23 protein-coding genes and 1 pseudogene are annotated in these 25,065 nt (G+C 50.8%); 14 read left to right on the forward strand and 10 right to left on the reverse strand.

Annotated elements, in window-relative coordinates:
* Window positions 1–112: 112 nt before the first annotated feature.
* From tamA to O1V65_RS20830, 3 genes are read left to right on the forward strand one after another with little or no spacing between them, the layout of a single operon-like run.
* Window positions 113–1,855 carry an autotransporter assembly complex protein TamA gene (gene tamA / locus O1V65_RS20820; RefSeq protein WP_026110567.1) on the forward strand — a complete coding sequence of 581 codons (1,743 nt, stop codon included), beginning with the start codon at window positions 113–115 and terminating at the stop codon, window positions 1,853–1,855.
* On the forward strand, window positions 1,852–5,679 hold the full coding sequence (gene tamB, locus O1V65_RS20825; RefSeq protein ID WP_269129991.1) for an autotransporter assembly complex protein TamB: 3,828 nt from the start codon (window positions 1,852–1,854) through the stop codon (window positions 5,677–5,679). The genes tamA and tamB overlap by 4 nt, the downstream gene beginning before the upstream one ends.
* Window positions 5,680–5,681: 2 nt before the next feature.
* Window positions 5,682–6,032 (forward strand): gamma-glutamylcyclotransferase family protein, encoded by a 351-nt coding sequence (locus O1V65_RS20830; protein ID WP_026110568.1) that lies wholly within the window; start codon window positions 5,682–5,684, stop codon window positions 6,030–6,032.
* An 88-nt stretch (window positions 6,033–6,120) separates the two neighbouring features.
* On the opposite strand, the gene ppa is transcribed toward O1V65_RS20830, so the two are convergent.
* Entirely contained in the window at window positions 6,121–6,651 is a 531-nt protein-coding gene (gene ppa / locus O1V65_RS20835) for an inorganic diphosphatase (protein ID WP_017492211.1), read from the reverse strand.
* A 172-nt stretch (window positions 6,652–6,823) separates the two neighbouring features.
* Complete coding sequence (fbp, locus tag O1V65_RS20840) at window positions 6,824–7,828, reverse strand: class 1 fructose-bisphosphatase (RefSeq protein WP_084912694.1); 1,005 nt, start codon at window positions 7,826–7,828, stop codon at window positions 6,824–6,826.
* Between the two features lie 168 nt (window positions 7,829–7,996).
* On the opposite strand from fbp, the gene mpl reads away from it, so the two are divergent.
* The gene (gene mpl / locus O1V65_RS20845; RefSeq protein WP_017494330.1) at window positions 7,997–9,376 is read left to right on the forward strand and encodes a UDP-N-acetylmuramate:L-alanyl-gamma-D-glutamyl-meso-diaminopimelate ligase; all 1,380 of its coding nucleotides are present in this window, start codon (window positions 7,997–7,999) and stop codon (window positions 9,374–9,376) included.
* Between the two features lie 115 nt (window positions 9,377–9,491).
* Here mpl and yhcN read toward each other — a convergent pair whose 3' ends face one another.
* Entirely contained in the window at window positions 9,492–9,755 is a 264-nt protein-coding gene (gene yhcN, locus O1V65_RS20850; protein WP_017494329.1) for a peroxide/acid stress response protein YhcN, read from the reverse strand.
* A 615-nt stretch (window positions 9,756–10,370) separates the two neighbouring features.
* Complete coding sequence (gene argR, locus O1V65_RS20855; RefSeq protein ID WP_017494328.1) at window positions 10,371–10,841, reverse strand: transcriptional regulator ArgR; 471 nt, start codon at window positions 10,839–10,841, stop codon at window positions 10,371–10,373.
* A 468-nt stretch (window positions 10,842–11,309) separates the two neighbouring features.
* On the opposite strand from argR, the gene mdh reads away from it, so the two are divergent.
* On the forward strand, window positions 11,310–12,248 hold the full coding sequence (gene mdh / locus O1V65_RS20860; protein WP_017494327.1) for a malate dehydrogenase: 939 nt from the start codon (window positions 11,310–11,312) through the stop codon (window positions 12,246–12,248).
* A gap of 208 nt (window positions 12,249–12,456) precedes the next feature.
* Here the strand turns inward: mdh and O1V65_RS20865 are convergent, their stop codons facing one another.
* On the reverse strand, window positions 12,457–12,750 hold the full coding sequence (locus O1V65_RS20865; RefSeq protein ID WP_084912695.1) for a helix-turn-helix domain-containing protein: 294 nt from the start codon (window positions 12,748–12,750) through the stop codon (window positions 12,457–12,459).
* A gap of 648 nt (window positions 12,751–13,398) precedes the next feature.
* On the opposite strand from O1V65_RS20865, the gene O1V65_RS20870 reads away from it, so the two are divergent.
* Entirely contained in the window at window positions 13,399–13,764 is a 366-nt protein-coding gene (locus O1V65_RS20870; RefSeq protein WP_017492903.1) for a DNA-binding protein, read from the forward strand.
* Between the two features lie 153 nt (window positions 13,765–13,917).
* On the forward strand, window positions 13,918–14,301 hold the full coding sequence (locus O1V65_RS20875) for a DNA-binding protein (protein ID WP_084913025.1): 384 nt from the start codon (window positions 13,918–13,920) through the stop codon (window positions 14,299–14,301).
* A gap of 58 nt (window positions 14,302–14,359) precedes the next feature.
* On the opposite strand, the gene ispB is transcribed toward O1V65_RS20875, so the two are convergent.
* The gene (ispB, locus tag O1V65_RS20880) at window positions 14,360–15,331 is read right to left on the reverse strand and encodes an octaprenyl diphosphate synthase (protein ID WP_269129992.1); all 972 of its coding nucleotides are present in this window, start codon (window positions 15,329–15,331) and stop codon (window positions 14,360–14,362) included.
* A 259-nt stretch (window positions 15,332–15,590) separates the two neighbouring features.
* Between ispB and rplU the strand changes: the two genes are divergently transcribed.
* From rplU to cgtA, 4 genes and pseudogenes are all read left to right on the forward strand, one after another.
* Window positions 15,591–15,902, forward strand: a complete 312-nt coding sequence (gene rplU, locus O1V65_RS20885; RefSeq protein WP_009636772.1) for a 50S ribosomal protein L21 — start codon at window positions 15,591–15,593, stop codon at window positions 15,900–15,902.
* A gap of 18 nt (window positions 15,903–15,920) precedes the next feature.
* On the forward strand, window positions 15,921–16,178 hold the full coding sequence (gene rpmA / locus O1V65_RS20890; protein WP_017492900.1) for a 50S ribosomal protein L27: 258 nt from the start codon (window positions 15,921–15,923) through the stop codon (window positions 16,176–16,178).
* Window positions 16,179–16,274: 96 nt separating this feature from the next.
* Window positions 16,275–16,557: pseudogene (locus tag O1V65_RS20895) on the forward strand (EamA family transporter); the annotation flags it as partial.
* Window positions 16,554–17,720: an Obg family GTPase CgtA gene (gene cgtA, locus O1V65_RS20900; protein WP_017492899.1), complete on the forward strand. Its 1,167-nt coding sequence runs from the start codon at window positions 16,554–16,556 to the stop codon at window positions 17,718–17,720. The pseudogene O1V65_RS20895 and the gene cgtA, both read left to right, overlap by 4 nt.
* A 76-nt stretch (window positions 17,721–17,796) precedes the next feature.
* On the opposite strand, the gene pmrB is transcribed toward cgtA, so the two are convergent.
* The 3 genes from pmrB to dacB are packed head-to-tail and all read right to left on the reverse strand — an operon-like array spanning window position 17,797 to window position 21,003.
* Entirely contained in the window at window positions 17,797–18,885 is a 1,089-nt protein-coding gene (gene pmrB / locus O1V65_RS20905; protein ID WP_017492898.1) for a two-component system sensor histidine kinase PmrB, read from the reverse strand.
* The gene (gene pmrA / locus O1V65_RS20910; protein ID WP_269129993.1) at window positions 18,882–19,544 is read right to left on the reverse strand and encodes a two-component system response regulator PmrA; all 663 of its coding nucleotides are present in this window, start codon (window positions 19,542–19,544) and stop codon (window positions 18,882–18,884) included. The genes pmrB and pmrA overlap by 4 nt, the downstream gene beginning before the upstream one ends.
* A gap of 25 nt (window positions 19,545–19,569) precedes the next feature.
* Window positions 19,570–21,003, reverse strand: a complete 1,434-nt coding sequence (gene dacB / locus O1V65_RS20915; protein WP_084913027.1) for a serine-type D-Ala-D-Ala carboxypeptidase — start codon at window positions 21,001–21,003, stop codon at window positions 19,570–19,572.
* 278 nt (window positions 21,004–21,281) lie between these two features.
* Between dacB and greA the strand changes: the two genes are divergently transcribed.
* Window positions 21,282–21,758 carry a transcription elongation factor GreA gene (greA, locus tag O1V65_RS20920; RefSeq protein WP_017492895.1) on the forward strand — a complete coding sequence of 159 codons (477 nt, stop codon included), beginning with the start codon at window positions 21,282–21,284 and terminating at the stop codon, window positions 21,756–21,758.
* Between the two features lie 158 nt (window positions 21,759–21,916).
* Here greA and yhbY read toward each other — a convergent pair whose 3' ends face one another.
* Window positions 21,917–22,213, reverse strand: coding sequence for a ribosome assembly RNA-binding protein YhbY (gene yhbY, locus O1V65_RS20925; RefSeq protein ID WP_009636779.1), 297 nt, complete (start codon window positions 22,211–22,213; stop codon window positions 21,917–21,919).
* A gap of 183 nt (window positions 22,214–22,396) precedes the next feature.
* Between yhbY and rlmE the strand changes: the two genes are divergently transcribed.
* Both rlmE and ftsH read left to right on the forward strand, forming a co-directional pair.
* Entirely contained in the window at window positions 22,397–23,026 is a 630-nt protein-coding gene (rlmE, locus tag O1V65_RS20930; protein WP_026110675.1) for a 23S rRNA (uridine(2552)-2'-O)-methyltransferase RlmE, read from the forward strand.
* Between the two features lie 56 nt (window positions 23,027–23,082).
* Entirely contained in the window at window positions 23,083–25,026 is a 1,944-nt protein-coding gene (gene ftsH, locus O1V65_RS20935; protein WP_017492893.1) for an ATP-dependent zinc metalloprotease FtsH, read from the forward strand.
* The last annotated feature ends 39 nt before the right edge of the window (window positions 25,027–25,065 follow it).

Consider the following 25,065-nt stretch of genomic DNA (forward strand, 5'->3'; position numbering starts at 1 on the left):
TTGGTTGTATCTGCAACTGACTTTGCACACAATAGCACCTTATGCACATCGTATAATTGCAACGATTTCGATAGATATTTTACCAGGATAATGAAACATAGCAGGAGAGCTTGTGCCACGATACCGTGAACTTTGTTTGTTAGCCGTACTGCTGGCACCCCCGTTATCCTACGCTGCGAAAGTGCGGCTTCAGTTGGAAGGACTGAGTGGGGATCTCGAAAAAAACGTACGCGTGCGCCTTTCTTCCATTGGGAGTGATGAGGTGTCTGCCGACGGGCGTTTTCGCGCAAGAGTCAGCGATGCGATAAAGCTTGGGCTGCGTCCTTTGGGCTATTATCAGCCCACCATCGACTTCAACTTTGTCCAGACGCCACCGCCGGGTCGTCCGGTTCTGATTGCCAAGGTATCCGCAGGCACGCCGGTTAAAATCGCCGGCACCCAGGTGGTTATCGAAGGGCAGGCGAAAGACGATACCGAATTTGAAGCACTTAAGAAGACCAAAGTGCCGGCTAACGGTACCATCCTCAATCACGGCACCTACGACGGCTTCAAAAGTGCGCTGAGCGGCCTCGCGCTGCGTAAAGGCTATTTTGACGCCAACATGCGTAAAAGCCAGCTTGGCGTGATTGAAGACAAGTATCAGGCCTTTTGGGACATTGATTTCGACAGCGGACAGCGCTATCGCTTCGGTAAGGTGATATTCAACGGTTCGCAGATCCGCGAAGATTATCTGCAAAACGTGGTGCCCTTTCATCAGGGCGACTATTACAGTTCCGCGCAGCTCGCCGAGCTGAACCGTCGTTTGGCCGCCACCGGCTGGTTTAACTCGGTGGTGGTGTCTCCCGAATTCGACAGTAAAGAGGTGAAAGCCAGCAAGACGCTGCCGCTGAACGCAGTGGTGACGCCGCGCACGCGTAATACCCTTGAATTGGGGGGCGGTTATGCGACCGACGTCGGCCCACGCGTGAAGGCCAACTGGAAGAAACCCTGGCTGAACGACCGTGGGCAGAGCCTTGAGAGTTCGATCAGCCTTTCTGCACCAGAGCAGACCTTGGATCTCACCTATAAGATCCCACTGCTTAAAGATCCGCTTCAGCAGTATTACACCCTCGGTGGCGGCTTTAAGCGTATCGATCTCAACGACACCAAGTCTGACTCAAGCACCGCCACCGTAGCGCGCTACTGGGACAGCAACAGTGGCTGGCAACGTTCCGTCAACCTGCGCTGGAGTCTTGACCACTTTACCCAGGGTACTGTTACCGATACCACCATGCTTATCTATCCGGGCGTCACGCTCAGCCGTACCCGCTCACGCGGTGGCCTGATGCCAACCTGGGGTGATTCGCAGCGCTACTCTCTCGACGTTTCCGATACCGCCTGGGGCTCTGATATCGACTTTGCGATTATTCAGGCGCAAAACGTCTGGATCCGTATGTTAGGCGACCGAAACCGTTTCGTGTTTAGGGGCAACGTTGGCTGGATTGAGACTAACGATTTCGAGAAAGTGCCGCCGTCGCTGCGCTTCTTTGCCGGGGGCGATCGCAGCATTCGCGGCTATAAATATGAGTCCATCTCGCCGAGAGACAGCGACGACAAGCTGACGGGGGCCTCTAAAATGGCGACCGGCTCGGTGGAATACCAGTATAACGTCACCGGAAAATGGTGGGGTGCGGTGTTCGTCGACAGCGGTGAAGCGGTCAATGACATCTCCAAAAGCGATTTCAAAACCGGGGCCGGTGTGGGCGTGCGCTGGGCGTCACCTATTGGCCCGGTTAAGTTGGATATCGCGACGCCAGTAGGCAATCCAACCAATCATGACGTGCAATTTTACATCGGCCTGGGTCCAGAATTATGAGTTTGTTTAAAAAGATCTGCCTGGCATTTCTGATTATTTTACTGCTGCTGATGGGTGCCGTTGCGTTTCTGGTCGGCACCCAAACCGGCTTGCATCTGGTGCTCAACGGCGCGCAGCGCTTTGTGCCGGGATTATCCATCGCCAACGTTGACGGTGGCTGGCGGAGTCTGACGCTGAAAGGTGTGGAATATAAAATGCCGGGCGTCGACGTGAAGGCCGGCGAGTTCCACCTGTCGGTGGACTTGTCGTGCTTGCGTCACAGCCAGCTTTGCATCAATGCCGTGCGGGCGCAGGACGTCAGCGTGGTGGTAAAAACCAACGAGATGACGCCGTCAACGAAGACGGAGCCCGAGTCCAGCGAGCCGCTGACCAACCTCAGCACGCCTTATCCCATCAGGCTACGTCTACTCACGCTTAACAACGTCAGCGTCGCTATTGACGACGAGACGGTATCGCTAGCCGAATTCCGCACCGGTATCGAGTGGAAAGGCCGTGCGCTAACGATGCTGCCAACCCAGATCAACGGTTTGCTGGTGGCGTTGCCAAAGACGCCACAGCATCCGTTGCCGCCGGTGGTGCAGGAAGCGACGGACAAGGCTGTCGCCAAGGTGAGTGAAAAGGTCACCGGCAAACCGGCAGAAGCGCCGAAGCCTGCCACGCCGGAGCCACCGATTGGCGATACGCTGAAGGCGATATTTGACAAGCCGCTGTTACCGAATCTGCCGGACTTTACACTGCCGCTGGACCTGACAATCCAGCAGATTACCGGCGAAAACCTGCGTCTGACCGGCGATACCGACCTGCTGGTCAATCGTCTGTTGTTGAAATTTACCACTGAAAATCAGCGGGTTAGACTGGATAAACTCGAGGTGCGTTCACCGCAGGGATCCATAGATGGTATCGGTCAGGCTGAATTGACCGACAGCTGGCCGGTGAATATGACCGTCAATACCGCAGTGAACATCGACCCGCTGAAAGGTGAGAAGGTGAAACTGACCGTGGAGGGTGAGCTGCGTAAGCAACTGAAGGTCGGTGTCAATCTCTCTGGGCCGGTGCGTGCTCAGTTGGCGCTGCAAACCGAACTGGCGGAGGTGGGACTGCCTCTGGACCTCACCCTGCAAAGTGAGGCCCTACAATGGCCGCTGACCGGTACCCCGCAGTATCAGATAAAAGGCTTCAATATGAAGTTCAGCGGCAAGGCGACCGACTATGCGCTGTCGCTGCGGTCGAGCTTCACCGGCGAGCAGCTGCCCCCGGCATCGTTAACGCTCGACGGCACCGGTAACCTTGAGCAGTTCAAGCTCAAGCTGATGCGCCTGGCGGCCCTACAGGGCAATACCGACCTCAGCGGCGTGGTTGACTGGAGCAAGGCGGTGAGCTGGAACACTCAGCTGACGCTAAGCAATATCGACACCGCGAAACAATGGCCAGAGTGGCCAGCCAGGTTGGCCGGTAAAATTGCCATGCGCGGCAGTCTCTATGGCGGGACGTGGCAGTTGCAGGTACCGACGCTGGAGCTGGACGGCAACGTTAAAAAGAATCTGGTCAAGGCGCGCGGTAATCTGCGCGGTAATAGCTACGGCCAGTGGGATATTCCACAGCTTCATCTTGAGCTGGGCCGCAACAATCTCGATGTTAAAGGTAAACTCGCCGACAAATGGGCGCTGGATGCCAACATCGATGCGCCACATCTTGACGGCGCGCTGCCGGGGCTCGGCGGCGTAGTTAAAGGCCTGGTGCAGGTACGTGGTGACCTCAAGGCACCTCAGCTGCTGGCCGACCTGACGGCCAGCAATGTACGCTGGCAGGCGATGAGCGTGAACCGGGTGAGCATCAAGGGCAATGTGACCTCGAGCGACCAGATTCAGGGCACGCTGGCGGTGAAGGTTCAGCAGCTGAAGCAGGATGCGCTGGACATCAGCGACATCACGTTGGATGCCAAGGGTAATGAGAAGCAGCATCAGCTCAACCTGAATATTACCGGTAAGCCGGTCGGGGGACATCTGGCCGTGAACGGCAGCTTCGACCGCAAGACACAGCAATGGAAGGGCAACATCAGCAATACGTTGTTCAATACCCCGGTAGGTGACTGGCGTCTGACGCGGCCGATTGCGCTGACCTATTTCAACACCGAACAGCGCGTCACCGTTGGCCCCCACTGCTGGCAGAACCCGAACGCCGACGTCTGCGTGCCGACTACCCTCGACGCGGGCACCAGCGGACAGGCCAGCATTGTCCTCAATCGTTTCGATTTGGCGATGCTCAAACCTTTCCTGACCGATGATACCCAGCTTGCAGGACAGTTTAGCGGCAAGGCTAACGTCGCGTGGAAAGCGCAGGGGGGATTGCCGCAGGCGAGTGTGTCACTGGTGGGTAAAGGCGTTAAGGTACAGCAGCTGGTGCAGGGTAACCCTCTGCCAGTTGCCTTTGATACGCTCAACGTAAACGCCGGGCTGCAAAACGGTCGTGCGAATCTTGACTGGATGATCAAGATTGCCAACAACGGGCAGCTTGACGGTAATCTTCAAATCGCGGACCCGATGGGCCGACGTAATCTGAGCGGCAACGTCAACCTGACCCGTATCTCGATGGCACTGCTTCAGCCGGCACTGATGGACGGCGAGAAGGCCTCGGGGATCCTTAACGCCAATCTGCGCGTGGGGGGTAACGCTCAAAAACCGCAGGTCTATGGCAAACTCGCGCTGACTAATGTCGATATCGATGCGCAGTTCATGCCGTTTGACATCACCAATGCTAATCTTAATATCAACTTTAACGGTATGTCCTCGCTGCTCGACGGTGTGATTCAGACCCCGCACGGTCAGTTGGCGTTAAACGGCAATGCGGACTGGAATGACCCCAATAACTGGCGTGCGCGCATCGCTGCGAAGGGAGATAAGGTGAGGGTATCGGTTCCACCGATGGTTCGGCTTGATGTCTCGCCTGATCTAGTGTTTGATGCTACACCGCAGGCGTTTTCGTTGAACGGTAGGGTTGATATTCCCTGGGCACGTATCACGGTTCAGGAACTTCCGCAGAGCGCGGTTGGGGTATCGTCCGATGAGGTTATGCTAAACGATCAGCGTCAGCCGATCGCACCAGCGTCGACCTCAATACCTATCAACACTAACCTTGTGGTGAACATCGGAGATGATGTTCGACTTGATGCCTTTGGTCTTAAGGCTCGTCTGAAAGGCGCGCTCAAGGTCGTACAGGACAAACGTGGGTTGGGATTAAACGGCCAGATTGATATCCCTTCAGGCCGGTTCCATGCCTACGGACAAGATTTAATCGTCAGAAAAGGCCAACTGCTGTTCTCAGGCCCTGCTGACCAGCCGCTGCTCAACATCGAGGCTATCCGTAATCCGGATTCCACCGAGAATGACGTGGTGGCAGGCGTGCGGGTGACCGGTGATGCAGATGCGCCTAAGCTGGAGGTTTTCTCTGACCCGACCATGTCGCAGCAGGAAGCGCTGTCCTATTTGTTACGTGGACAGGGGCTGGACAGTTCGGGGGCCGACAGCAGCGCCATGACCTCAATGCTTATCGGCATGGGGGTTGCACAAAGTGGCAAACTTGTGGGTAAAATCGGTGAGGCATTTGGCGTCAGTAATCTGTCGCTTGATACGCAAGGCGTTGGGGACAGCTCTCAGGTAGTGGTCAGTGGTTATGTCCTCCCTGGGCTGCAGGTTAAATACGGGGTGGGTATTTTTGACTCGCTGGCGACCCTGACTCTGCGCTATCGTTTGATGCCTAAATTGTATTTGGAAGCGGTGTCTGGCATCGACCAGGCATTAGATTTGCTCTATCAGTTTGAGTTTTAACCATGCGAATAATTGTCTACGGCAGTTTACGACGCAAGCAAGGTAATAGTCACTGGATGACAAACGCTCAGTGGTTGGGTGACCACGAGCTTGACGGCTATGCCCTGTATGATCTGGGGCACTATCCGGCAGCAATCCCCGGAGAAGGGAAGATCTACTGCGAAGTTTACCGCATCAACTCATCCATCATGGCTGAGCTTGACGAACTGAAAAGTAACACAAAAGATTACCGTCGAGAGCTAATCTCTACGCCGTACGGCAGTGCCTGGATCTACCTGTATATTCGTTCTCTGGAAGGCATGGAACGTATTGAGGGTGGGGATTGGGTCAAACGTGCGGAAGAAGAGAAGTGAGAATAAAATAAAGGTCGTCTGAGTCAGTAAAAAAACACCGCCCAATGGGCGGTGTTTTTTTTGAGATAAAACAAAACAGGCGCAGGCCTTATTTCGCTTTAGCACGCTCGAATGAGGACACAATCTCAGCTTTCGCTGCTTCTGCGTTATCCCAGCCGTCAACTTTAACCCATTTGCCTTTCTCCAGCGCTTTGTATTGCTCGAAGAAGTGGGTGATTTGGCCACGCAGCAGCTCTGGCAGGTCGTTCACATCTTTAATGTGATCGTATTCTTTGCTCAGCTTGGTGTGTGGAACCGCAACAACTTTCGCATCTTCGCCAGATTCGTCAGTCATTTTCAGAACGCCAACCGGACGGCAGCGGATTACTGAACCAGGCTGCAGTGGGTATGGGGTTGGAACCAGAACGTCAACCGGGTCACCGTCAAGAGACAGGGTATGGTTGATGTAACCGTAGTTGCACGGGTAGAACATTGCGGTTGACATGAAACGGTCAACAAAAAGTGCACCGGTATCTTTGTCTACTTCATATTTGATTGGGTCGGCATTGGCCGGAATTTCGATAACAACATAGATATCTTCTGGCATATCTTTGCCAGCCGGTACATTAATTAAGCTCATTGTTGGTTTCCTTTATTGAACCAGAAATGGAATGCCGGACATTATAGCCAACTCCGACAGGAATTCCTGCCTTTTCCTGGACCGTTTTTTCCTAAAATGAAGCGGGGTGGCGCGATGCCACCCCAGAATTTGGGTACTAAAAGTAAGTTAGCAAACAGCCCTGTAGGGGTTTTTATTCGTCAGGGAACTGTTTGATAAAACGTTCGGCGTCTTCGACCATATCGCTGTTGCCAACGAAGAACGGTGCGCGTTCGTGCAGTTTGGTCGGAACGATATCCAGAATACGGCCTTTACCGTCGCTGGCTTTGCCGCCTGCCTGCTCCGCGAGGAAGGCCATAGGGTTACACTCATACAGCAGACGCAGCTTGCCCTGAGGGTGACTCGCGGTGCTTGGATAAATGTAAATGCCGCCTTTCAGCAGGTTGCGGTGGAAGTCTGCCGCCAGTGAGCCGATGTAACGTGAAGTGTAAGGGCGACCGGACGCTTCGTCCTGCTCCTGACAGTACTTGATGTACTTTTTCACACCACGTGGGAATTTGATGTAGTTGCCTTCATTAATGGAGTACATGTAGCCCTTTTGCGGGAACATGACTTTCTCGTGAGAGAGGCAGAATACGCCCAGAGAAGGGTCATAGGTAAAAGCATGAACGCCTGCACCCGTGGTGTAAACCAGCATGGTTGAAGAACCATAAACCACATAACCTGCAGCAACCTGCTGGCTGCCCGGTTGCAGGAAATCTGCTTCGGTAACCGGCTGACCTAGAGGAGAAGTACGGCGATAAATCGAGAAAATGGTGCCGACAGACACGTTAACGTCGATGTTTGATGAGCCATCGAGTGGGTCCATCAGAATGACATATTTGGCATTATTGGCGCGTTCGCCTTCGAAGATAACAATTTCGTCTTCTTCTTCCGACGCAATACCGGCAATCTCGCCGCGCGCCTTCATGGCTGCCTTAAGCTTTTCGTTCGCGTACAGGTCAAGTTTCATCTGAACTTCGCCCTGAACGTTTTCAACGCCGCTGGTACCGAGAATGTCTACCAGACCTGCCTTGTTGATATCCCTATGAATAATCTTAGCACCAAGTTTAATTGCCGAGAGCAGCGCAGTAAGCTCGCCTGTGGCATGTGGAAAATCTTGCTGCTTTTCAACAATAAATTCGCCTAACGTTTTCATGATACGTTCCCTGAATCCTAGGATGAGTAACGGATTTATAAAAAATCTTTTACAGAAGCGAATGCAGTTTAGCCCAAATATATGGACGGATCATAGGCAAATCCATTTCTTCTGGAGGAATCTGAGCGTTAGAATAGCCACTGACTTAAGAGCAATAATGGAAAATTTATGCGCATTCATATTCTTGGGATTTGCGGCACGTTTATGGGCGGACTGGCTATGCTGGCCCGCGCACAGGGACATCAGGTGACTGGATCGGACGATAATGTCTATCCGCCGATGAGTACGTTATTGGAAAGTCAGGGAATTGAGCTGATTCAGGGCTACTCTCCGACTCAGCTGGATCCCAAGCCCGATCTGGTGGTTATCGGTAATGCCATGACGCGTGGCAATCCCTGCGTTGAGGCGGTTCTGGAGCAGGGTATTCCCTACGTTTCTGGCCCACAGTGGCTGCATGATCACGTGCTGCCAGGGCGCTGGGTGATTGCCGTTGCCGGTACCCACGGCAAGACCACCACATCGGGCATGGTTACCTGGATTCTGGAAGCCTGCGGCTATGAGCCGGGCTTTGTGATTGGTGGCGTACCAGGAAACTTTGACGTTTCTGCACGTCTAGGTAATAGCCCGTTCATCGTGCTTGAAGCCGACGAATACGACTGTGCGTTCTTCGACAAGCGTTCTAAATTCGTGCATTACAGCCCACGCACGCTGGTGCTTAACAATCTCGAATTTGACCATGCTGACATCTTTGACGACCTGAAAGCGATTCAGAAACAGTTCCACCATCTGGTGCGACTGGTGCCGGGACAGGGGAAAATTATTCTGCCTGAACATGACACTCCGCTGAAGCAGGTGATGGCGATGGGCTGCTGGAGCGAGCAGGAGCACACTGGCGAAGGCTGCACCTGGAATGCGAAGAAAACCACGCCGGATGCCAGCAAGTTCCAGGTTTACCTCAACGGAGAAGTGGCCGGTGAAGTGTCGTGGTCGCTGGTGGGTGAGCACAATATGCATAATGCCCTGATGGCGATTGCCGCGGCGCGCCACGTGGGCGTTACGCCAGCCGACGCCTGCAAGGCATTAGGCAGCTTCATCAACGCGCGTCGCCGCCTGGAGCTGCGCGGTGAAGCCCACGGTGTGACTGTCTATGACGATTTCGCGCATCATCCTACGGCCATCCTCGCCACGCTGGCTGCCCTGCGCAGCAAAGTCGGCGGCACCGCGCGCATTCTTGCCGTGCTGGAGCCGCGCTCCAACACCATGAAGATGGGAATGAGTAAAAATGAGCTGGCGCCTTCACTGGGACGTGCCGATGAAGTCTTCCTGCTGCAGCCGCACAATATTCCTTGGCAGGTCGCAGAAGTTGCTGAGCGCTGCGTTCAGCCTGCGCATTGGCATGCTGACGTTGACGCGCTGGTTGAGATGATTGCCAAAACCGCACAGCCGGGCGATCACATTCTGGTGATGAGCAACGGCGGTTTCGGTGGGATCCACGGCAAACTGTTAGCCGCGCTGGAACATAAAGCGCAGGAAGGCGGCAAGAAATAAGTTTTTGACCCTTAAAAAAAAGCCCTCGCAAGCGAGGGCAAAAGGGTGTCGTCGGACAGGACGACGAGGGTTCGGTAAAGCAATAAAACGCAGTGATCGAGTAGGATCCAAATTCTTATTTATAGATCTCGGCGGTAGCGTGATAGTTACCCTCATTGCGTGCTTCAATTACGCGATAAGATGATGCACCGGCGCTGTCTGCTTTCTGTGACAGCTGTTGGCGAATATCACTTGGCACGCCATCAATACCGCTTACGGAGATGGTACCGATAGGTTGCAGATTTTCGGCCTGTTGATTATTAACCAACTGTGCAGCAGAAGAACCGAATGAAACAGCGGAAAGTAAACCCAGAGCGGCGATAGCAGTAATGATTTTCATGATAATTTCCTCAATTACCTTTGCGCATCCTTTCGCGTGCAGACAATGGCTGTGTGCAGGCTGAGCGCAGATTAATTAATGGATTCATCAGGACTGAAAAGGACATTATGCATTAACATCGTCGCGCGTTCCGTGCTAACAAAGTTTGCGAACAAAATGCATCAGTTTTTGCAGCGATAAATCCGGTTTATCGGCGGCATTTGAATTGATATTCAAATCTCGTCTTACGGAATTCGTGTTTTTCAGAGAACGCCAAACGCCAATAACCTTGGGCGATCTACTCACGAACTGTGATTCTCATCACGAAAATAATTATACGTCTAATAACGGCAAAAATTAATAGTTTGCTAATAGTATTTTATTGAGCAATAAGCCGCGTTACTGAATTTTTAATAACCGAAAAGAATAAAAAATGATGGTTTATTGTTCATTTCTTGTTAAAGATTTTACAAATCAATGAATTAGTATAAATGAGCTATCTGTGCGGTATTTATCAGGGGATCGTGCTGGCGAGGGTGCATTGGGGCGCACAAAATGTATATAAAGTTGAAGTGAATAGGGAAGTGTTTGGTGATAGGCGGGTCAGCAGCGCTACGTCTGCTGACCAGAAACGGGTTAAAGCTCTTGCTCAAACAGGCTGAGAATAGCGTCGTGAAGCTGTTTAACGGTAAACTTGCGCGCGGGTGTTATAAAGATGGTGTCGTCACCGGCGATAGTACCGAGAATACCTTCGGATTTGCCGAGTGAGTCAAGCAGGCGAGCGATGAGCTGAGCGGCACCCGGGCTGGTGCGAATTACTACCACAGCGTCGTTATAGTCGATATCCAGCACCAGGTTTTTCAGTGGACTGGTGGTGGTTGGCACACCAATCTCTGCTGGCAGACAATAGACCATTTCCATCTTGGCATTACGCGTTCTGACCGCGCCAAACTTGGTCAACATGCGAGAGACTTTGGATTGATTGATGTTTTCGAAGCCATCATCCTGTAGTGCGAGAACGATTTCACCCTGAGAGCTGAACTTCTCTTCCTTCAAGAGGGCCTTGAAAGCTTTGATTAAATCTTCCTGTTTGGCAGGATTACGCATTTTGCACCCATAGCATCACGATGTTAGTTTCGTTGATTATGCATAATTTTGCATTTTTATGCAATAAAACTCCCCTCAAATAATGAAGAAACAGTTAAAATTTAGGGATAAAGCTCATCCATCTGCCCAATACAAGAAATGGATATGCCGAATCTATGAATTTTTTAATTTTTAAACTTTAAAATAATATGGATAAAATTAATTTTTTTTTGATAATTAAACCGCATAGTTGTTTATTAATTTTTATCCTCGCATGATGCCCCCGCTTTATTTTTTATTCCTGAACTTTTTTATCTCAATGATAAGAAAACAAAACACCTCAATAAACCAAAATGATTTAACAATTTAATTTCTGCGCTACGTCGCAATCTCTAAATAGGTTGTTTGTTTTTAATACAGGTGTTTACTAAGGTTATTAAGTAAATGAATGCGCGGTGTTTTTTAACGTCATTTAAAAAGGAGTATAGGATGAAAGTTGCAGTCCTTGGTGCCGCAGGCGGTATCGGTCAGGCCCTCGCTCTACTACTCAAAACGCAATTGCCGTCAGGCTCTGAACTCTCTCTGTATGATATCGCACCCGTTACGCCGGGCGTGGCGGTCGATCTCAGCCATATCCCAACGGCAGTAAAAATTAAAGGATTTAGCGGCGAAGACGCACGCCCTGCGCTCGAAGGTGCGGAGGTGGTGCTGATTTCGGCCGGGGTAGCGCGTAAGCCCGGTATGGATCGTTCGGATCTCTTTAATGTAAACGCGGGTATTGTTCGAAACCTGGTACAGCAAATTGCCACCACCTGTCCAAGTGCTTGCATCGGTATTATCACCAATCCGGTGAATAGTACGGTTGCGATTGCCGCGGAAGTACTCAAAAAAGCAGGTGTGTACGACAAGAACAAACTGTTTGGTGTGACCACCCTTGATACGCTGCGGGCAAATACCTTTGTCGCAGAGTTGAAGGGCAAGTCACCAGAAGAGGTTGAGGTCTCGGTGATTGGTGGCCATTCTGGCGTCACTATTCTGCCTTTGCTTTCCCAAATCCCCGGCGTCAGTTTCTCGGACAGTGAGGTCGAAAGCTTGACCCGGCATATTCAGGACGCAGGCACCGAAGTCGTCGAAGCTAAAGCGGGTGGCGGCTCAGCTACGCTTTCCATGGGACAGGCGGCCGCGCGTTTAGGACTTTCACTGGTTAATGCTCTCCAGGGAAAATCCGGCGTGGTTGAATGCTCTTATGTCGAGGGGAACGGTGAATATGCGCGCTTCTTTGCACAGCCGGTATTGCTGGGCAAAAATGGTATTGCAGAATTTAAGGAGATCGGTCATTTAAGCGCATTCGAAAAGCAGGCGCTTGATGCCATGCTTTCCGTACTGCATAAAGATATCGAACTTGGGGAGCAGTTCGTCAACAAGTGATCATTTTGAAACCGTGTCTGAAAAATGCTCTCATCAAACACGGAATAATAACGCATTGATTAATAAGTTTGATGCCGTGATTTACCATAAGTTATTTACGAGAATAATATTACCTGCCTATCCTATTAATATTTTAAAACCTGCCGGGGATCCCTCCGGCGGTTTTATTGTTTAATCTTCAGCGGCTGTCTTGTTAGGACAATATACGTTAATCCCCCGCGAGGTCAGGCTTAGGCATCTGCTGAGTGTGTTTGCGCATTTTTCTTTCTATTAATTCATCGGTTTTTGGGTCGAAATAGCGACTTGGCCATATCTCTGAAGGATGTAGCTGCAAGGCATTAGCGATTATCCACTCTCCTTTTGGCCACGGTCGCGATAACGCGTTTGCCAACGTTGAAGAACTTAATCCGGCAGAGCGTGATAAAGCTGCCAGAGTGGTGCGTTGCTTATGCAGCGACGCGATAATATCCGCGTGATGCCAATCTTCTTTCCGTAAAAGCATAATTGCTCCCTTGTATTATGAGCTGGCACGTGATCGTTTAAGTCAATCGATTATTAACCTTTGCATTGAGAAACATATAAGAGCAAATTTCCGAGATGACTTCAAATTACTTTCTAAAAATTAATGATTATTTTTAATCATTAGTTGTACCTGTTATTTAAAGCCGCAATGCAATTTCATTGCCTGTCTCAACTATCTGTAATGGTTATATTTTATCGCAAATCGTCATGTTATTAGAAGCCAATTACCTTTAAGGGGCGAGGTTTTTTTAGAAACGTGAAGTAATATTAAATGAGTGGTTTGATTTCATGTTTCCTAAAAAAGTTTATCTGAAATGCTTTTTTAAATTATATCATGATGAAAGTAATGGTTTTTGTAAGGATTATTTATTAGATATTAAGCTCAACTTACCTTAGAGAGTTAAATGACTCATTTAATTTTATTATTCTCAATAAAAATATTTCATCACGATTATGCTGCGCCAGGTTTTAATTTCGTGATGCATAGGCGTATTGTGTAGTGGTATAAGTTAAACGTTCTATGTAAATGCAGGTGCTAGCCTATTACCCTGAAATATGAGTTATTATCTCGATGTGGAGATTATAATTTGCATTACGTAAATAGATGAGATAACAAGAGAGAAAGTTTATGAATCAAGAGTGGTTTTCAGCGAAGGAACTAATTGGTTTTACTGGACTTCCTTCATCTACTCAGGGAGTCCACAGTATGGCAAGACGGCAAAGCTGGGTTCGACGTCGGCGGTTTGGTGTCCAGGGAAGAGGCGTTGAATATCATGTAGACAGTCTCCCGGTTAAAACAATTTCAAATTTAGTGCTAAAAGAACAGTCGGCACAGTATCTTTATTCTCATTATCAGGATCCGCTGGTTATTTGGATTGAAAGTTATAAGCAACTAGATGAAATAGAGAGAAGGCAGGTTATAACCTTTATTGTTCGGGAAGGTTTGACTGAAATGATAAATAGGCTGAATGTATTGGATGAAACCATTTATTAAATAGATATTTTCTCAAATTATTAATTTTTAACGAACTAAATTTCTAATTAACCGTTGATGTAAATGAGTTACCTTATGTGTTAACTGTAGATTGCGTGACCGCAAACATGGGCTGCGTGACTTCTAGAGCTTAAGACAATTAAAAGGATCGCCATGAAAAAGGAATGGTTTTCAGCAAGGGATCTCGTCGGATTAAATGGTCTGCCGACTTCAACGCAGGGTATCCATGGAATGGCCAGACGGCAAGAATGGGAAAAACGCCGTCGCGTGGGTGTTCAGGGAAGGGCGGTGGAATATCATATCAATAGTCTACCGAAAATGATGAAACCCGCATTAATCATTCAGGAAAAATCCGCTGAATATCTTTGTGCTTCCTATCATGACCCCCTGTTGATATGGATTGAGAGTTATAAACAGCTCAAAGATTCGGAACGTGAACAGATTATTTCGTTCATTGTACGCGAGGGGATGATGGCGATAATTAGTCGTTTAGGGCCAGCCAGAGAAAAGAGCGTCAATGAGGGACAGTGTGAATAGGCAAGGCACCCCATAGGGAGGGACCCTGCCAGCCAGATGTTGCTTAAAAAAGATTCAGTTAGAAATCGCGTTTCACGGCCAGATGGGCAAGACCCTCTAGCGCGAGACGATAAGGCGACTCAGGCAATATTTGCAGCGCGGCGATAGCCTTGTCTGCTTCTTCCTCTGCACGTTGGCGGGTATATACCAGGGAACCCCATTGATGCATGGCTTGCAGAACCGGCTCCAGCAAATGCCTGCCGTTACCTTCTTCGATAGCCAGGCGTATCATGCTTGACTGTTCCGGACTGCCGTTTTTCATCGCGTGCAGAAGTGGAAGGGTCGGTTTGCCTTCGTTAAGGTCATCGCCAGTGTTTTTGCCCAGCGTTTCTCCGTCAGCGTCGTAGTCCAGCAGATCGTCAATCAGCTGGAACGCAGTGCCGAGGTAACGACCGTAGTCCTGCAAGGCACTAACCTGTGCCTCATTACCGCCGGCAAGCATCGCTGATGCCTGTGCCGCTGCCTCGAAAAGACGCGCCGTTTTACTGTAGATAACCTGCATGTAGCTCTCTTCAGTAATGTCCGGGTCGTTGCAGTTCATCAACTGCAGCACTTCACCTTCTGCGATGACGTTTACTGCTTTAGACATCAACGCCAGCACCGGAAGTGATTCCAGGTCGGTCATCATCTGGAACGCACGGGTATAGATAAAGTCACCCACCAGAACGCTTGCTGCGTTGCCAAAGGCCGCATTGGCGGTTGCTTTACCGCGGCGCATATTCGATTCGTCAACCACATCGTCATGCAGCAGGGTCGCCGTGTGGATAAACTCTATCAACGCAGCGACGGTGACGTGCTTGTCGCCCTGATACTCAAGGGCGCGAGCTGCAAGAACGGCAATCATCGGGCGAATTCGTTTACCACCACCGCTAATGATGTAATATCCTAGTTGATTGATGAGCGAAACATCAGAGTTCAACTGTTCGAGAATTGCCGCATTAACTGCAGCCATATCCTGTTCGGTGAGGTCGGTAATCTGTTCTAGGTTCATTGTGATTTTTCGGCTTTATTTCTCTTCACCGCAATGAGAACGGGCTCACATTGGCACATGATGCAAACTGTAGCAGAGATTGTACTTGAAAAATGAGTGAGATAAACGCGTTCAAGTGAACTGCGCTTTTTTTCTTCTTTTCTGGTGAATGTGCTCTTGTCATATGCTGAGTTTTTGCGTAGAATTCGCGCCCTATTGTGAATATTTATAGCGCCCTCTGAACTATACAAAGTTGAGTGCGCGGAAAGCGGAGTTTTATATGTACGCGGTTTTCCAAAGTGGTGGTAAACAACACCGAGTAAGCGAAGGTCAAACTGTTCGCTTGGAAAAGCTGGACATCGCAACTGGTGAAACAATTGAGTTTGACCAAGTTCTGATGATCGCTAACGGTGAAGAAATCAACATCGGCTTGCCTTTAATTGCTGGCGGTGTGATCAAGGCAGAAGTTGTTGCTCACGGTCGTGGCGAGAAAATTAAGATCGTTAAGTTTCGTCGTCGTAAGCACTACCGTAAGCAGCAGGGCCACCGTCAGTGGTTCACTGATGTTAAAATCACCGGCATTAGCGCTTAAGTTTAGGAGAGCGGAACAATGGCACACAAGAAGGCTGGCGGTTCCACCCGCAACGGTCGCGATTCAGAAGCTAAACGTCTGGGCGTAAAACGCTTTGGCGGAGAAGCAGTACTGGCAGGCAGCATCATCGTTCGTCAGCGCGGCACCAAATTCCACGCTGGTATCAACGTGGGTTGCGGTAAAGACCACACTCTGTTTGCTTTGACTGACGGTAAAGTCAAGTTCGAAGTTAAAGGCAAGAACAACCGTAAATTCATCAGCATCGAAGCTGAATAATTTACCTTTCTCTTGTCCTTGAAAGTGATGTAAGCCCCGCAATTAGTTGCGGGGCTTTTTACATTCTGTTGGCCAAGACCGGCAAGAAAAAAATGAATGTTAAGAGGGCTGGCATCAACGCGGCTTCTCTTTTTGCTGTACACTTTATGTGCTATCGCACTGCTTCCTTTGGCGAAGCCTGAGACATTTTTTATGCTGGCAAGTAGCCTGTCTTCTGTTCTGCAGTGCTTAACCTGACGGGTTATTTCGGTGCCTTTGTGGTCGTTGCAGGGGCGATATTTTCTGCAATTGGCCATCGTAATGGCAACCAAGAACAGAACAAGACCTGGCGGCTGATTGCAGCATCCGGGTGAATGATTTACGGAGACAGTTCAAATGAAGTTTGTAGATGAAGCGACGATCCTGGTCGTAGCAGGCGATGGCGGCAACGGTTGCGTTAGCTTCCGCCGCGAAAAATATATTCCTCGTGGTGGCCCTGACGGCGGTGACGGCGGTGACGGCGGCGACGTGTATTTGATAGCCGACGAAAACCTTAACACGCTGATCGATTACCGTTTCGTAAAATCTTTCCGCGCCGAACGTGGTGAAAACGGCCAAAGCCGTGACTGTACCGGTAAGCGCGGTAAAGACATTACCGTCAAAGTTCCTGTCGGGACTCGCGCTCTGGATCAGGGCACCGGCGAAGTTCTGGCAGACATGACCCGCCACGGTCAGGTTCAGCTCGTTGCGAAAGGCGGCTGGCACGGTTTGGGCAATACCCGCTTCAAATCGTCCGTAAACCGCTCTCCGCGTCAGAAAACCATGGGCACCAAGGGTGAAATGCGTGATATCTCCCTGGAACTTATGTTGCTTGCCGACGTGGGTATGCTGGGCTTGCCGAATGCCGGTAAATCTACCTTCATTCGTGCCGTTTCTGCCGCTAAGCCAAAGGTAGCCGATTATCCGTTTACCACGCTGGTGCCAAGCCTCGGCGTAGTGCGTATGGACCACGAGCAGAGCTTCGTGGTTGCCGACATCCCGGGCCTGATTGAAGGCGCTTCTGACGGTGCCGGTCTGGGTATCCGCTTCCTGAAGCACCTTGAGCGTTGCCGCGTGCTTCTGCACCTTGTTGATATTGCGCCTATTGATGAATCTGATCCGGTTGAAAATGCCAAAGTCATCATCAATGAGCTGCAGCAGTACAGCGAGAAACTGGCAGAAAAACCGCGTTGGTTGGTCTTTAACAAGATTGATGTCATTGGTCAGGAAGAAGCAGAACGCCGCGCGAAAGAAATTGCTGAGGGCATGGGCTGGGAAGGCGATTACTTCCTTATCTCTGCTGCCAACCGCGAAGGCGTTAACGCGCTGTGCTGGGAAGTGATGAAGTTCATCAACGAGAATCCTAAGCACATGTCCGTTGAAGAAGCTGTACCGGAGAAAGTCGAGTTCATGTGGGATGATTATCACCGTGAACAGCTGGCCGTGGTCGAAGAAGAAGATGACGACTGGGACGACTGGGATGATGAAGACGACGAAGGCGTTGAAATCATTTATGAGCGTTAATTACGCGTAGTCATCGACCTCCATCATGACGAAAAAAAGGCCGCATTCAATGCGGCCTTTTCTTTTGGCGTTTTCGCTATTCTGACAGCGAGGTCGCACTGTTTTGCGTAAAGGCCTGACGCGGTAACCAGCACTGCGCGCTGAGCCCGCTGCGGTCTTTTCGATTGACCAGACGCAGGCTTCCGCCATGCATATTCAAAATACGTAAAACGATATTGAGCCCCAGACCACTGCCACCGAAGCGTTGATCGGCACGTTTATAGGCCTGTGTAAGCTCTCCTACGCGTTTCTCTTCAATCCCAGGCCCGCAGTCATCTACCTGCGCTAAAACGCCCTGATCGCTTTCTGAGAGCGTTATGGTGATATCGCTGTCTTGTGGGCCATAGCGGTAGGCATTCTCGACCACGTTCCTCAGCATTAAACGCAGCAACACTGCGTCACCCTCAACCTCGGCGTGCTCGCTGTGTTTCACAATCAGACGCTGTCGATGGCCTGCCAGCAGCTCCTCAAGCTCTTCCCGCAATGGCGCTATTACGTCGATGACAAGATTAACCTTCTGATATTGCCCCTCGGCGAAGTTTTGTCCGGCGCGAGAGAGCATCAGCAGCTGTTCTACGGTATGCATCAACTGGTCAATACGGCCTATCAACATACTGCTGCCGTCAACGCCTTTCCTTTCCATCAGCTCGAGATGCAGTCTCAGCCCCGCCAGCGGAGTGCGCAACTCGTGGGCTGCATCGGCGGTGAACAGCCTTTCCTGCGCGATGGTTTGTGAAAGCCGGGCTAACAGCTGATTCAAGGCGATGGTCACCGAGAAGACTTCCTGAATCTCGGTGTTCAACGGCAGCGGCGTAAGATTATCGGCCGAGCGTGTTTCAAGGCGGTGCTGCAGTTGCTTGAGTGGTCTGATGATCCAGTTGATCGCCCAGAAACACAGCAGCAGTGTCACCGCCAGCATGGTCAATGAAGGCGCGATAAGCGAGGCGATGGCCTCGGCTATCTCTTTCTCGACGTGAGCGTTACGTACCTTGGCTGAAAGCGTGTCATTGACCAGCAGGTTTATCTGTTCCTGACTCTCATGCCACAGCCAGAACACGCTGGTCAGCTGCGTAACAAACAGGATCAGCGCCAGCATCACCAACAGACGGCGGCGCATGCTGGTCATTTAGGCGTATCCAGGCGATAACCGATCCCGCGTACGGTATGGATAAGATCCTTGCCGAGTTTACGACGCAGGTTGTGTATGTGAACCTCGAGGGTGTTGGATCCCAGATCGTCCTGCCAGGAGTAAAGATCCTGCTGCAACAGCTCACGATTCACCGTTTGACCGGCGCGCATGATGAGGCGCGAGAGGATAGCGAACTCTTTCGGCGTGATCTCGACCAGTTGTCCCTGCTGATAAACCTGCTGCGACGAGAGGTTGAGCGTCAGGTTGCCGACTTCGAGCAGGTTGTCACTGTGACCCTGATAGCGGCGGATAAGCGCGCGCACGCGGGCCATCAGTTCAACCAGAGCGAATGGCTTGACCAGGTAGTCATCTGCGCCTGCGTCTAATCCGTCAACGCGATCTTCGAGCGCATCGCGCGCGGTGAGGATAAGCACCGGCAGCGAGATATTCTGGCGGCGCCACTGCCGTAATAATGTGGCGCCGTCGGTATCTGGAAGGCCCAGATCGAGAATGATCAGGCTGTACTGACTGCTTTGCAAAAGCGCGTTGGCCTCCGCTGCGGTCGAGGCGCTGTCGCTGGCATAGTTCTCGCCGTTAAGCGCCAGGGTTAATCCCTGACGCAGCAGGTCATCATCTTCGACTATGAGTAATTTCATAAAACGTGCTCAGACCCTCATCCAATCAATTGTTTTGATAAATATCCCGATACAGACGGCTTTCAAAACGGACCAAAGGTGCGCGACGTGTGCGCTGATCTTCAGGCGGTACGGCATAGCCGGAAAGATACTGCACAAAGGCCAGACGCTGACCGCTGGCGGTGGTAATGAAGCCTGCCAGATTGTAGACGCCCGCGAGGGAGCCGGTTTTCGCCGACACCTTGCCGTCTACGCCTGCTTCATGCAGGCCACCGCGATATTGCAGAGTTCCATCATGGCCTGCCAAAGGCAGCATCGAGATGAAATCCAGCTCTTTGTCATGCTCGGCGATATATTGCAGCGCCTGCATCATGGTTTTTGGCGACACCAGGTCATGGCGAGACAGGCCTGAGCCGTCTACCTGAATCGTGTTGCCCAACTCGATACCGGCTTTTTGGCGCAGGATCTGACGCACGGCATCCGAGCCTGCACGCCAGGTACCGGGTACGCCAAACAGCTGATGGCCGATAGTGCGGAACACGGTGTCGGCAATCATGTTGTCAGACTTTTTCAGCATCGTGTGCAGCAGCTCATGCAGAGGTGCCGACTGGGTTTGAGCCAAAATAGTGCCTGCCGGGGTGACGCGCGTCTGACGTTTCAGTCGGCCGTCTATCTGGATATCCGCCTGCAAAAGTTCCTGTTTAAGGATCTCGCCCGCATAGGCCGCGCCATCCTGAATCGAGAAGGCCAGCGGCAACGGTTCGCTCCGCTGAGTCAGGCATCCAGTCAGCGTATAGCGGTTGAATTCGCCCGGCATCACGTCAAGTTCACAGTACTGAGCATCTGGCGAGCCTTTTGCCAGCGTGCGAACCTGGCTGAACATCTGCACCGGATAGTAAGACGCGACGCGGATAAACGCATTCTCGTCCGGTTTGGTCGCGCTATACAGCGAGACCGAGAAACAGTTCCGGTCTACAATCGCCGCTGCCGGCGGGGCATCGAAGCACTGGGTGATATCGTTCCAGGGCCAACCCGGCGCTTTGTCATGACTGGCAAAAACGGAGGTATCGATGACGACGTCACCGCTAATCTCTTTAACGCCCTGTTTTTTGAGTGCAGCCACCATATTGCGAATATTCTGACGCTTAAAAGTCGGGTCACCGTCAAAACGTGCGATCAAATCGCCGCGCAGAACGCCGTCGCTGATACTGCCTTTGGTCTCAAAGGTGGTATTAAAACGGAAATCCGGACCTAACTGGAGCAGCGCTGCCAGCGCGGTGAATATTTTCATGGTACTGGCAGGCAGGCCCATCTGGTCGCCGTGGTAATCGACAACGGGCGTGGTTGCTCCAATCTTCTGTACCAGCACCGACAAGTTGGTGCCTTCTGGCAGGTATTGAGTATAGTTTTCTACCTGTGCAGCGTTTGCATTAAGAGCAATCGCGCAGGCTAATCCACTGACAATTCGTAAAAAACGCATTATTTTGAGTATAGGCTCTGGATAACTGCAGGATGACGTGGTGCCATACTACGATGCAACGAACGGGGGCGCAACGTGGGTGAAAGTAAACGATGATCCCGAATGAACTCTAGGCTAAAATACGACTCAAAATGAAAAACCAATCCTGGCTTGGGGCTTTCCCCGGGTGAGGTTTTTTTTGTTTATCGCCCGAGTGAATCGATCCTAAAGGCTTGATTTCTACCTGATAAATTCAGGACGGTGTATACCGAAAGGACAAAGTTAGAGGTAGTGAAAATATGAAACCGATTCCGATGACATTGCGTGGCGCTGAAAGATTACGTGAAGAGCTGGACCACCTGAAAAGCGTTCGACGCCCAAAAATTATTGCGGATATTGCAACCGCACGTGAGCACGGCGATCTGAAAGAGAACGCTGAATACCACGCTGCTCGCGAGCAGCAGGGTTTCTGCGAGGGGCGCATTCAGGAAATTGAAGCTAAACTTTCCAATGCTCAAGTTATTGATATCATGAAGATGCCGCAAACTGGGCGCGTGATTTTTGGCGCAACGGTGGCTGTGATGAACCTTGATACTGATGAAGAGCAGACTTATCGCATCGTGGGTGATGACGAAGCCGACTTCAAGCAGAACCTGATTTCGGTCAACTCGCCTATCGCGCGCGGCCTGATCGGCAAAGAAGCCGAGGACGTGGTGGTTATCAAAACGCCGGGTGGCGACGTCGAATACGAAGTGCTGAAAGTAGAATATATTTAATTGAGTGGTCAGGCGGTGGTTATGTGATGACTGCCGCTCTTTTTACCGGTCATGATGGCGGTAAAATGAAAAAGGCCCGTTAAGGCCTTTTTGTAAAACCACGTATAGATAGCAACTTTTCGTTAAATCCAAAGCGCTTTTCGTTAAACTCTAAAAAGTTAACGCGGTAATATAATTTTGCGGTCTTCAGTAGAAGGGCGATACAGTACCAGCATATTGCCGATAACTTGCACGTTGACTGCTTTGGTTTCACGCACAATAGCGTCTGCGATCAACGTCTTGGTTTCTCGCTCTTCGGCTGCAATTTTCACCTTGATGAGCTCATGATGCTGCAGCGCCTGTTCGATTTCGGCAAGCACACCTTCAGTGAGGCCGTTATTACCCAGCATGACAACCGGTTTTAACGGATGTGCCAAGCCTTTCAGGTACTGTTTTTGTTTATTGTTAAGATTCATCGTCTTTTTTTGCTTAAGTTGGGATTGAAAACGGGGCATTCTACCGCCATCTCATCTATATCACCAACTCGGTGTGTAACCGAGTGACGTGCCGAGACGACTTAGCCATAGACTAAACGACGCTAAGAGCTTGTTGTAAAGGCTCTACTCAGGGTAGTTTGAAAACTATATGGTTACTAAATAATGTCTAATAAAAAGCGTTCTGCAAGTTCCAGTCGCTGGTTGCAGGAACACTTTAGCGATAAATATGTGCTGGCAGCACAGAAAAAAGGGCTGCGTTCACGCGCCTGGTTTAAACTTGATGAAATACAGCAGGTCGACAAGCTGTTCAGACCGGGAATGACCGTTGTTGACTTAGGTGCAGCCCCGGGTGGATGGTCTCAGTACGTCGTAACGCAGATAGGCAACAAGGGGCGTATTATCGCTTGTGATATTCTGCCTATGGATCCCATCGTAGGTGTTGATTTCCTTCAAGGCGATTTTCGTGATGAATTAGTTCTCAAAGCCCTGCTCGACAGAGTAGGAGAAAACAAAGTTCAGGTGGTCATGTCCGATATGGCCCCGAATATGAGTGGTACTCCGGCAGTCGATATACCAAAATCGATGTATCTGGTTGAGTTAGCGCTGGATATGTGTCGTGATGTACTGGCACCAGGCGGAAGTTTCCTGGTGAAGGTGTTCCAGGGAGATGGTTTTGATGAATACCTACGGGAAATTCGCTCCCTGTTTACGAAGGTTAAGATTCGTAAGCCAGACGCTTCCCGAGCTCGTTCCCGAGAAGTGTACATCGTAGCGACAGGGCGGAAATCGTAGTACCCTAACGCTGTTTGTTAACACAGTTGTAATATGAGGTTAATCCCTTGAGTGACATGGCGAAGAACCTGATTCTCTGGTTAGTCATCGCGGTTGTATTGATGTCTGTATTTCAGAGCTTTGGGCCCAGCGAGTCTAATGGCCGTAGGGTAGATTACACTACCTTCATGTCCGAATTGACCCAAGATCAGATTCGTGAAGCACACATTAATGGACGTGAGATTGACGTTACCAAGAAAGACAGTAACAAATACACGACCTACATCCCTGTCAACGATCCTAAACTGCTGGATACCCTGTTGACCAAGAATGTGAAAGTTGTTGGCGAGCCGCCTGAAGAGCCGAGCCTGCTGGCATCTATCTTTATTTCCTGGTTCCCAATGCTGTTGCTGATTGGGGTCTGGATCTTCTTTATGCGCCAAATGCAGGGCGGCGGCGGCAAGGGCGCGATGTCCTTCGGTAAAAGCAAAGCCCGCATGTTGACGGAAGATCAGATCAAGACCACTTTTGCCGACGTCGCAGGTTGTGACGAAGCCAAGGAAGAGGTGAGCGAGCTGGTAGATTACCTGCGCGAGCCAAGCCGTTTCCAGAAACTGGGCGGTAAGATTCCTAAAGGCGTGCTGATGGTGGGCCCGCCAGGTACCGGTAAAACCCTTCTGGCAAAAGCGATTGCCGGTGAAGCGAAGGTGCCGTTCTTTACCATTTCAGGTTCCGACTTCGTAGAAATGTTCGTGGGTGTGGGTGCATCTCGTGTGCGTGACATGTTCGAGCAGGCGAAAAAAGCGGCCCCTTGCATCATCTTCATCGATGAGATCGACGCCGTCGGTCGTCAGCGCGGTGCCGGTTTGGGCGGTGGTCACGACGAACGTGAACAGACTCTGAACCAGATGCTGGTAGAGATGGATGGCTTTGAAGGTAACGAAGGTATTATCGTTATCGCGGCCACCAACCGTCCAGACGTATTGGACCCTGCGTTGCTGCGTCCGGGTCGTTTCGACCGTCAGGTTGTTGTTGGCCTGCCGGACGTTCGTGGCCGTGAGCAGATCCTTAAAGTTCACATGCGTCGCGTGCCACTGTCTCCAGATATCGATGCAGCGGTAATCGCGCGCGGTACACCTGGATTCTCCGGTGCTGACCTGGCTAACCTGGTCAACGAAGCGGCGCTGTTCTCTGCCCGTGGCAACAAACGCGTTGTGTCGATGGTCGAGTTTGAGAAAGCCAAAGACAAGATCATGATGGGTGCGGAACGTCGCTCCATGGTAATGACCGAAGCGCAGAAAGAATCTACTGCTTACCACGAAGCGGGCCATGCAATTATTGGCTGGTTACTGAAAGACAAGGGTCACGACCCGGTTCATAAAGTGACTATTATCCCACGTGGTCGTGCTCTGGGCGTGACGTTCTTCCTGCCGGAAGGCGACGCAATCAGCGCAAGCCGTGAGAAACTTGAAAGTCAGATCTCGACTCTGTACGGCGGTCGTCTGGCGGAAGAGATTATCTACGGTGCAGGTAAAGTTTCTACCGGTGCCTCTAACGACATTAAAGTTGCTACCTCGATTGCCCGTAACATGGTCACTCAATGGGGCTTCTCCGAGAAACTGGGTCCACTTCTGTATGCAGAAGAAGAGGGCGAAGTATTCCTGGGACGTTCAGTGGCGAAAGCCAAGCACATGTCCGATGAAACCGCGCGTATTATCGACCAGGAAGTGAAGTCTTTAATCGAGACCAACTACAAGCGTGCCCGTCAGATTCTGGATGAGAACATGGACATCTTGCACAACATGACGAAAGCGCTGATGACGTACGAAACCATCGATGCACCACAGATTGACGATCTGATGACGCGTAAAGATGTGGTTCGTCCGCCAGCCGGTTGGGATGCAGCAACCAGCACCGGTTCTGATGACAACAACGGTACGCCAAAAGCACCGACGCCTGTCGATGAGCCACGTACGCCTAATCCAGGCAATACGATGTGCGAGCAGTACAGCGGCAAGTAAGTCGGCCGATGTCTGGCTTTGCTTACCTAGTCTGTTCTG

It is taken from the genome of Rouxiella badensis, assembly GCF_026967515.2.
Taxonomy (GTDB): domain Bacteria; phylum Pseudomonadota; class Gammaproteobacteria; order Enterobacterales; family Enterobacteriaceae; genus Rouxiella; species Rouxiella badensis.

What these genes read in the sequence shown, in the direction of transcription:
- ispB (WP_269129992.1), bottom strand. Translation starts at nt 15,331, where the DNA reads ATGAACCTAGAACAGATTACCGACCTCACCGAACAGGATATGGCTGCA.
- dacB (WP_084913027.1), bottom strand. Translation starts at nt 21,003, where the DNA reads ATGCGTTTTTTACGAATTGTCAGTGGATTAGCCTGCGCGATTGCTCTT.
- yhcN (WP_017494329.1), bottom strand. Translation starts at nt 9,755, where the DNA reads ATGAAAATCATTACTGCTATCGCCGCTCTGGGTTTACTTTCCGCTGTT.
- pmrB (WP_017492898.1), bottom strand. Translation starts at nt 18,885, where the DNA reads ATGACCAGCATGCGCCGCCGTCTGTTGGTGATGCTGGCGCTGATCCTG.
- mpl (WP_017494330.1), top strand. Translation starts at nt 7,997, where the DNA reads ATGCGCATTCATATTCTTGGGATTTGCGGCACGTTTATGGGCGGACTG.
- ppa (WP_017492211.1), bottom strand. Translation starts at nt 6,651, where the DNA reads ATGAGCTTAATTAATGTACCGGCTGGCAAAGATATGCCAGAAGATATC.
- O1V65_RS20875 (WP_084913025.1), top strand. Translation starts at nt 13,918, where the DNA reads ATGAAAAAGGAATGGTTTTCAGCAAGGGATCTCGTCGGATTAAATGGT.
- rlmE (WP_026110675.1), top strand. Translation starts at nt 22,397, where the DNA reads ATGTCTAATAAAAAGCGTTCTGCAAGTTCCAGTCGCTGGTTGCAGGAA.
- ftsH (WP_017492893.1), top strand. Translation starts at nt 23,083, where the DNA reads ATGGCGAAGAACCTGATTCTCTGGTTAGTCATCGCGGTTGTATTGATG.
- O1V65_RS20870 (WP_017492903.1), top strand. Translation starts at nt 13,399, where the DNA reads ATGAATCAAGAGTGGTTTTCAGCGAAGGAACTAATTGGTTTTACTGGA.
- pmrA (WP_269129993.1), bottom strand. Translation starts at nt 19,544, where the DNA reads ATGAAATTACTCATAGTCGAAGATGATGACCTGCTGCGTCAGGGATTA.
- O1V65_RS20830 (WP_026110568.1), top strand. Translation starts at nt 5,682, where the DNA reads ATGCGAATAATTGTCTACGGCAGTTTACGACGCAAGCAAGGTAATAGT.
- cgtA (WP_017492899.1), top strand. Translation starts at nt 16,554, where the DNA reads ATGAAGTTTGTAGATGAAGCGACGATCCTGGTCGTAGCAGGCGATGGC.
- rplU (WP_009636772.1), top strand. Translation starts at nt 15,591, where the DNA reads ATGTACGCGGTTTTCCAAAGTGGTGGTAAACAACACCGAGTAAGCGAA.
- fbp (WP_084912694.1), bottom strand. Translation starts at nt 7,828, where the DNA reads ATGAAAACGTTAGGCGAATTTATTGTTGAAAAGCAGCAAGATTTTCCA.
- rpmA (WP_017492900.1), top strand. Translation starts at nt 15,921, where the DNA reads ATGGCACACAAGAAGGCTGGCGGTTCCACCCGCAACGGTCGCGATTCA.
- mdh (WP_017494327.1), top strand. Translation starts at nt 11,310, where the DNA reads ATGAAAGTTGCAGTCCTTGGTGCCGCAGGCGGTATCGGTCAGGCCCTC.
- tamB (WP_269129991.1), top strand. Translation starts at nt 1,852, where the DNA reads ATGAGTTTGTTTAAAAAGATCTGCCTGGCATTTCTGATTATTTTACTG.
- O1V65_RS20865 (WP_084912695.1), bottom strand. Translation starts at nt 12,750, where the DNA reads ATGCTTTTACGGAAAGAAGATTGGCATCACGCGGATATTATCGCGTCG.
- greA (WP_017492895.1), top strand. Translation starts at nt 21,282, where the DNA reads ATGAAACCGATTCCGATGACATTGCGTGGCGCTGAAAGATTACGTGAA.
- argR (WP_017494328.1), bottom strand. Translation starts at nt 10,841, where the DNA reads ATGCGTAATCCTGCCAAACAGGAAGATTTAATCAAAGCTTTCAAGGCC.
- yhbY (WP_009636779.1), bottom strand. Translation starts at nt 22,213, where the DNA reads ATGAATCTTAACAATAAACAAAAACAGTACCTGAAAGGCTTGGCACAT.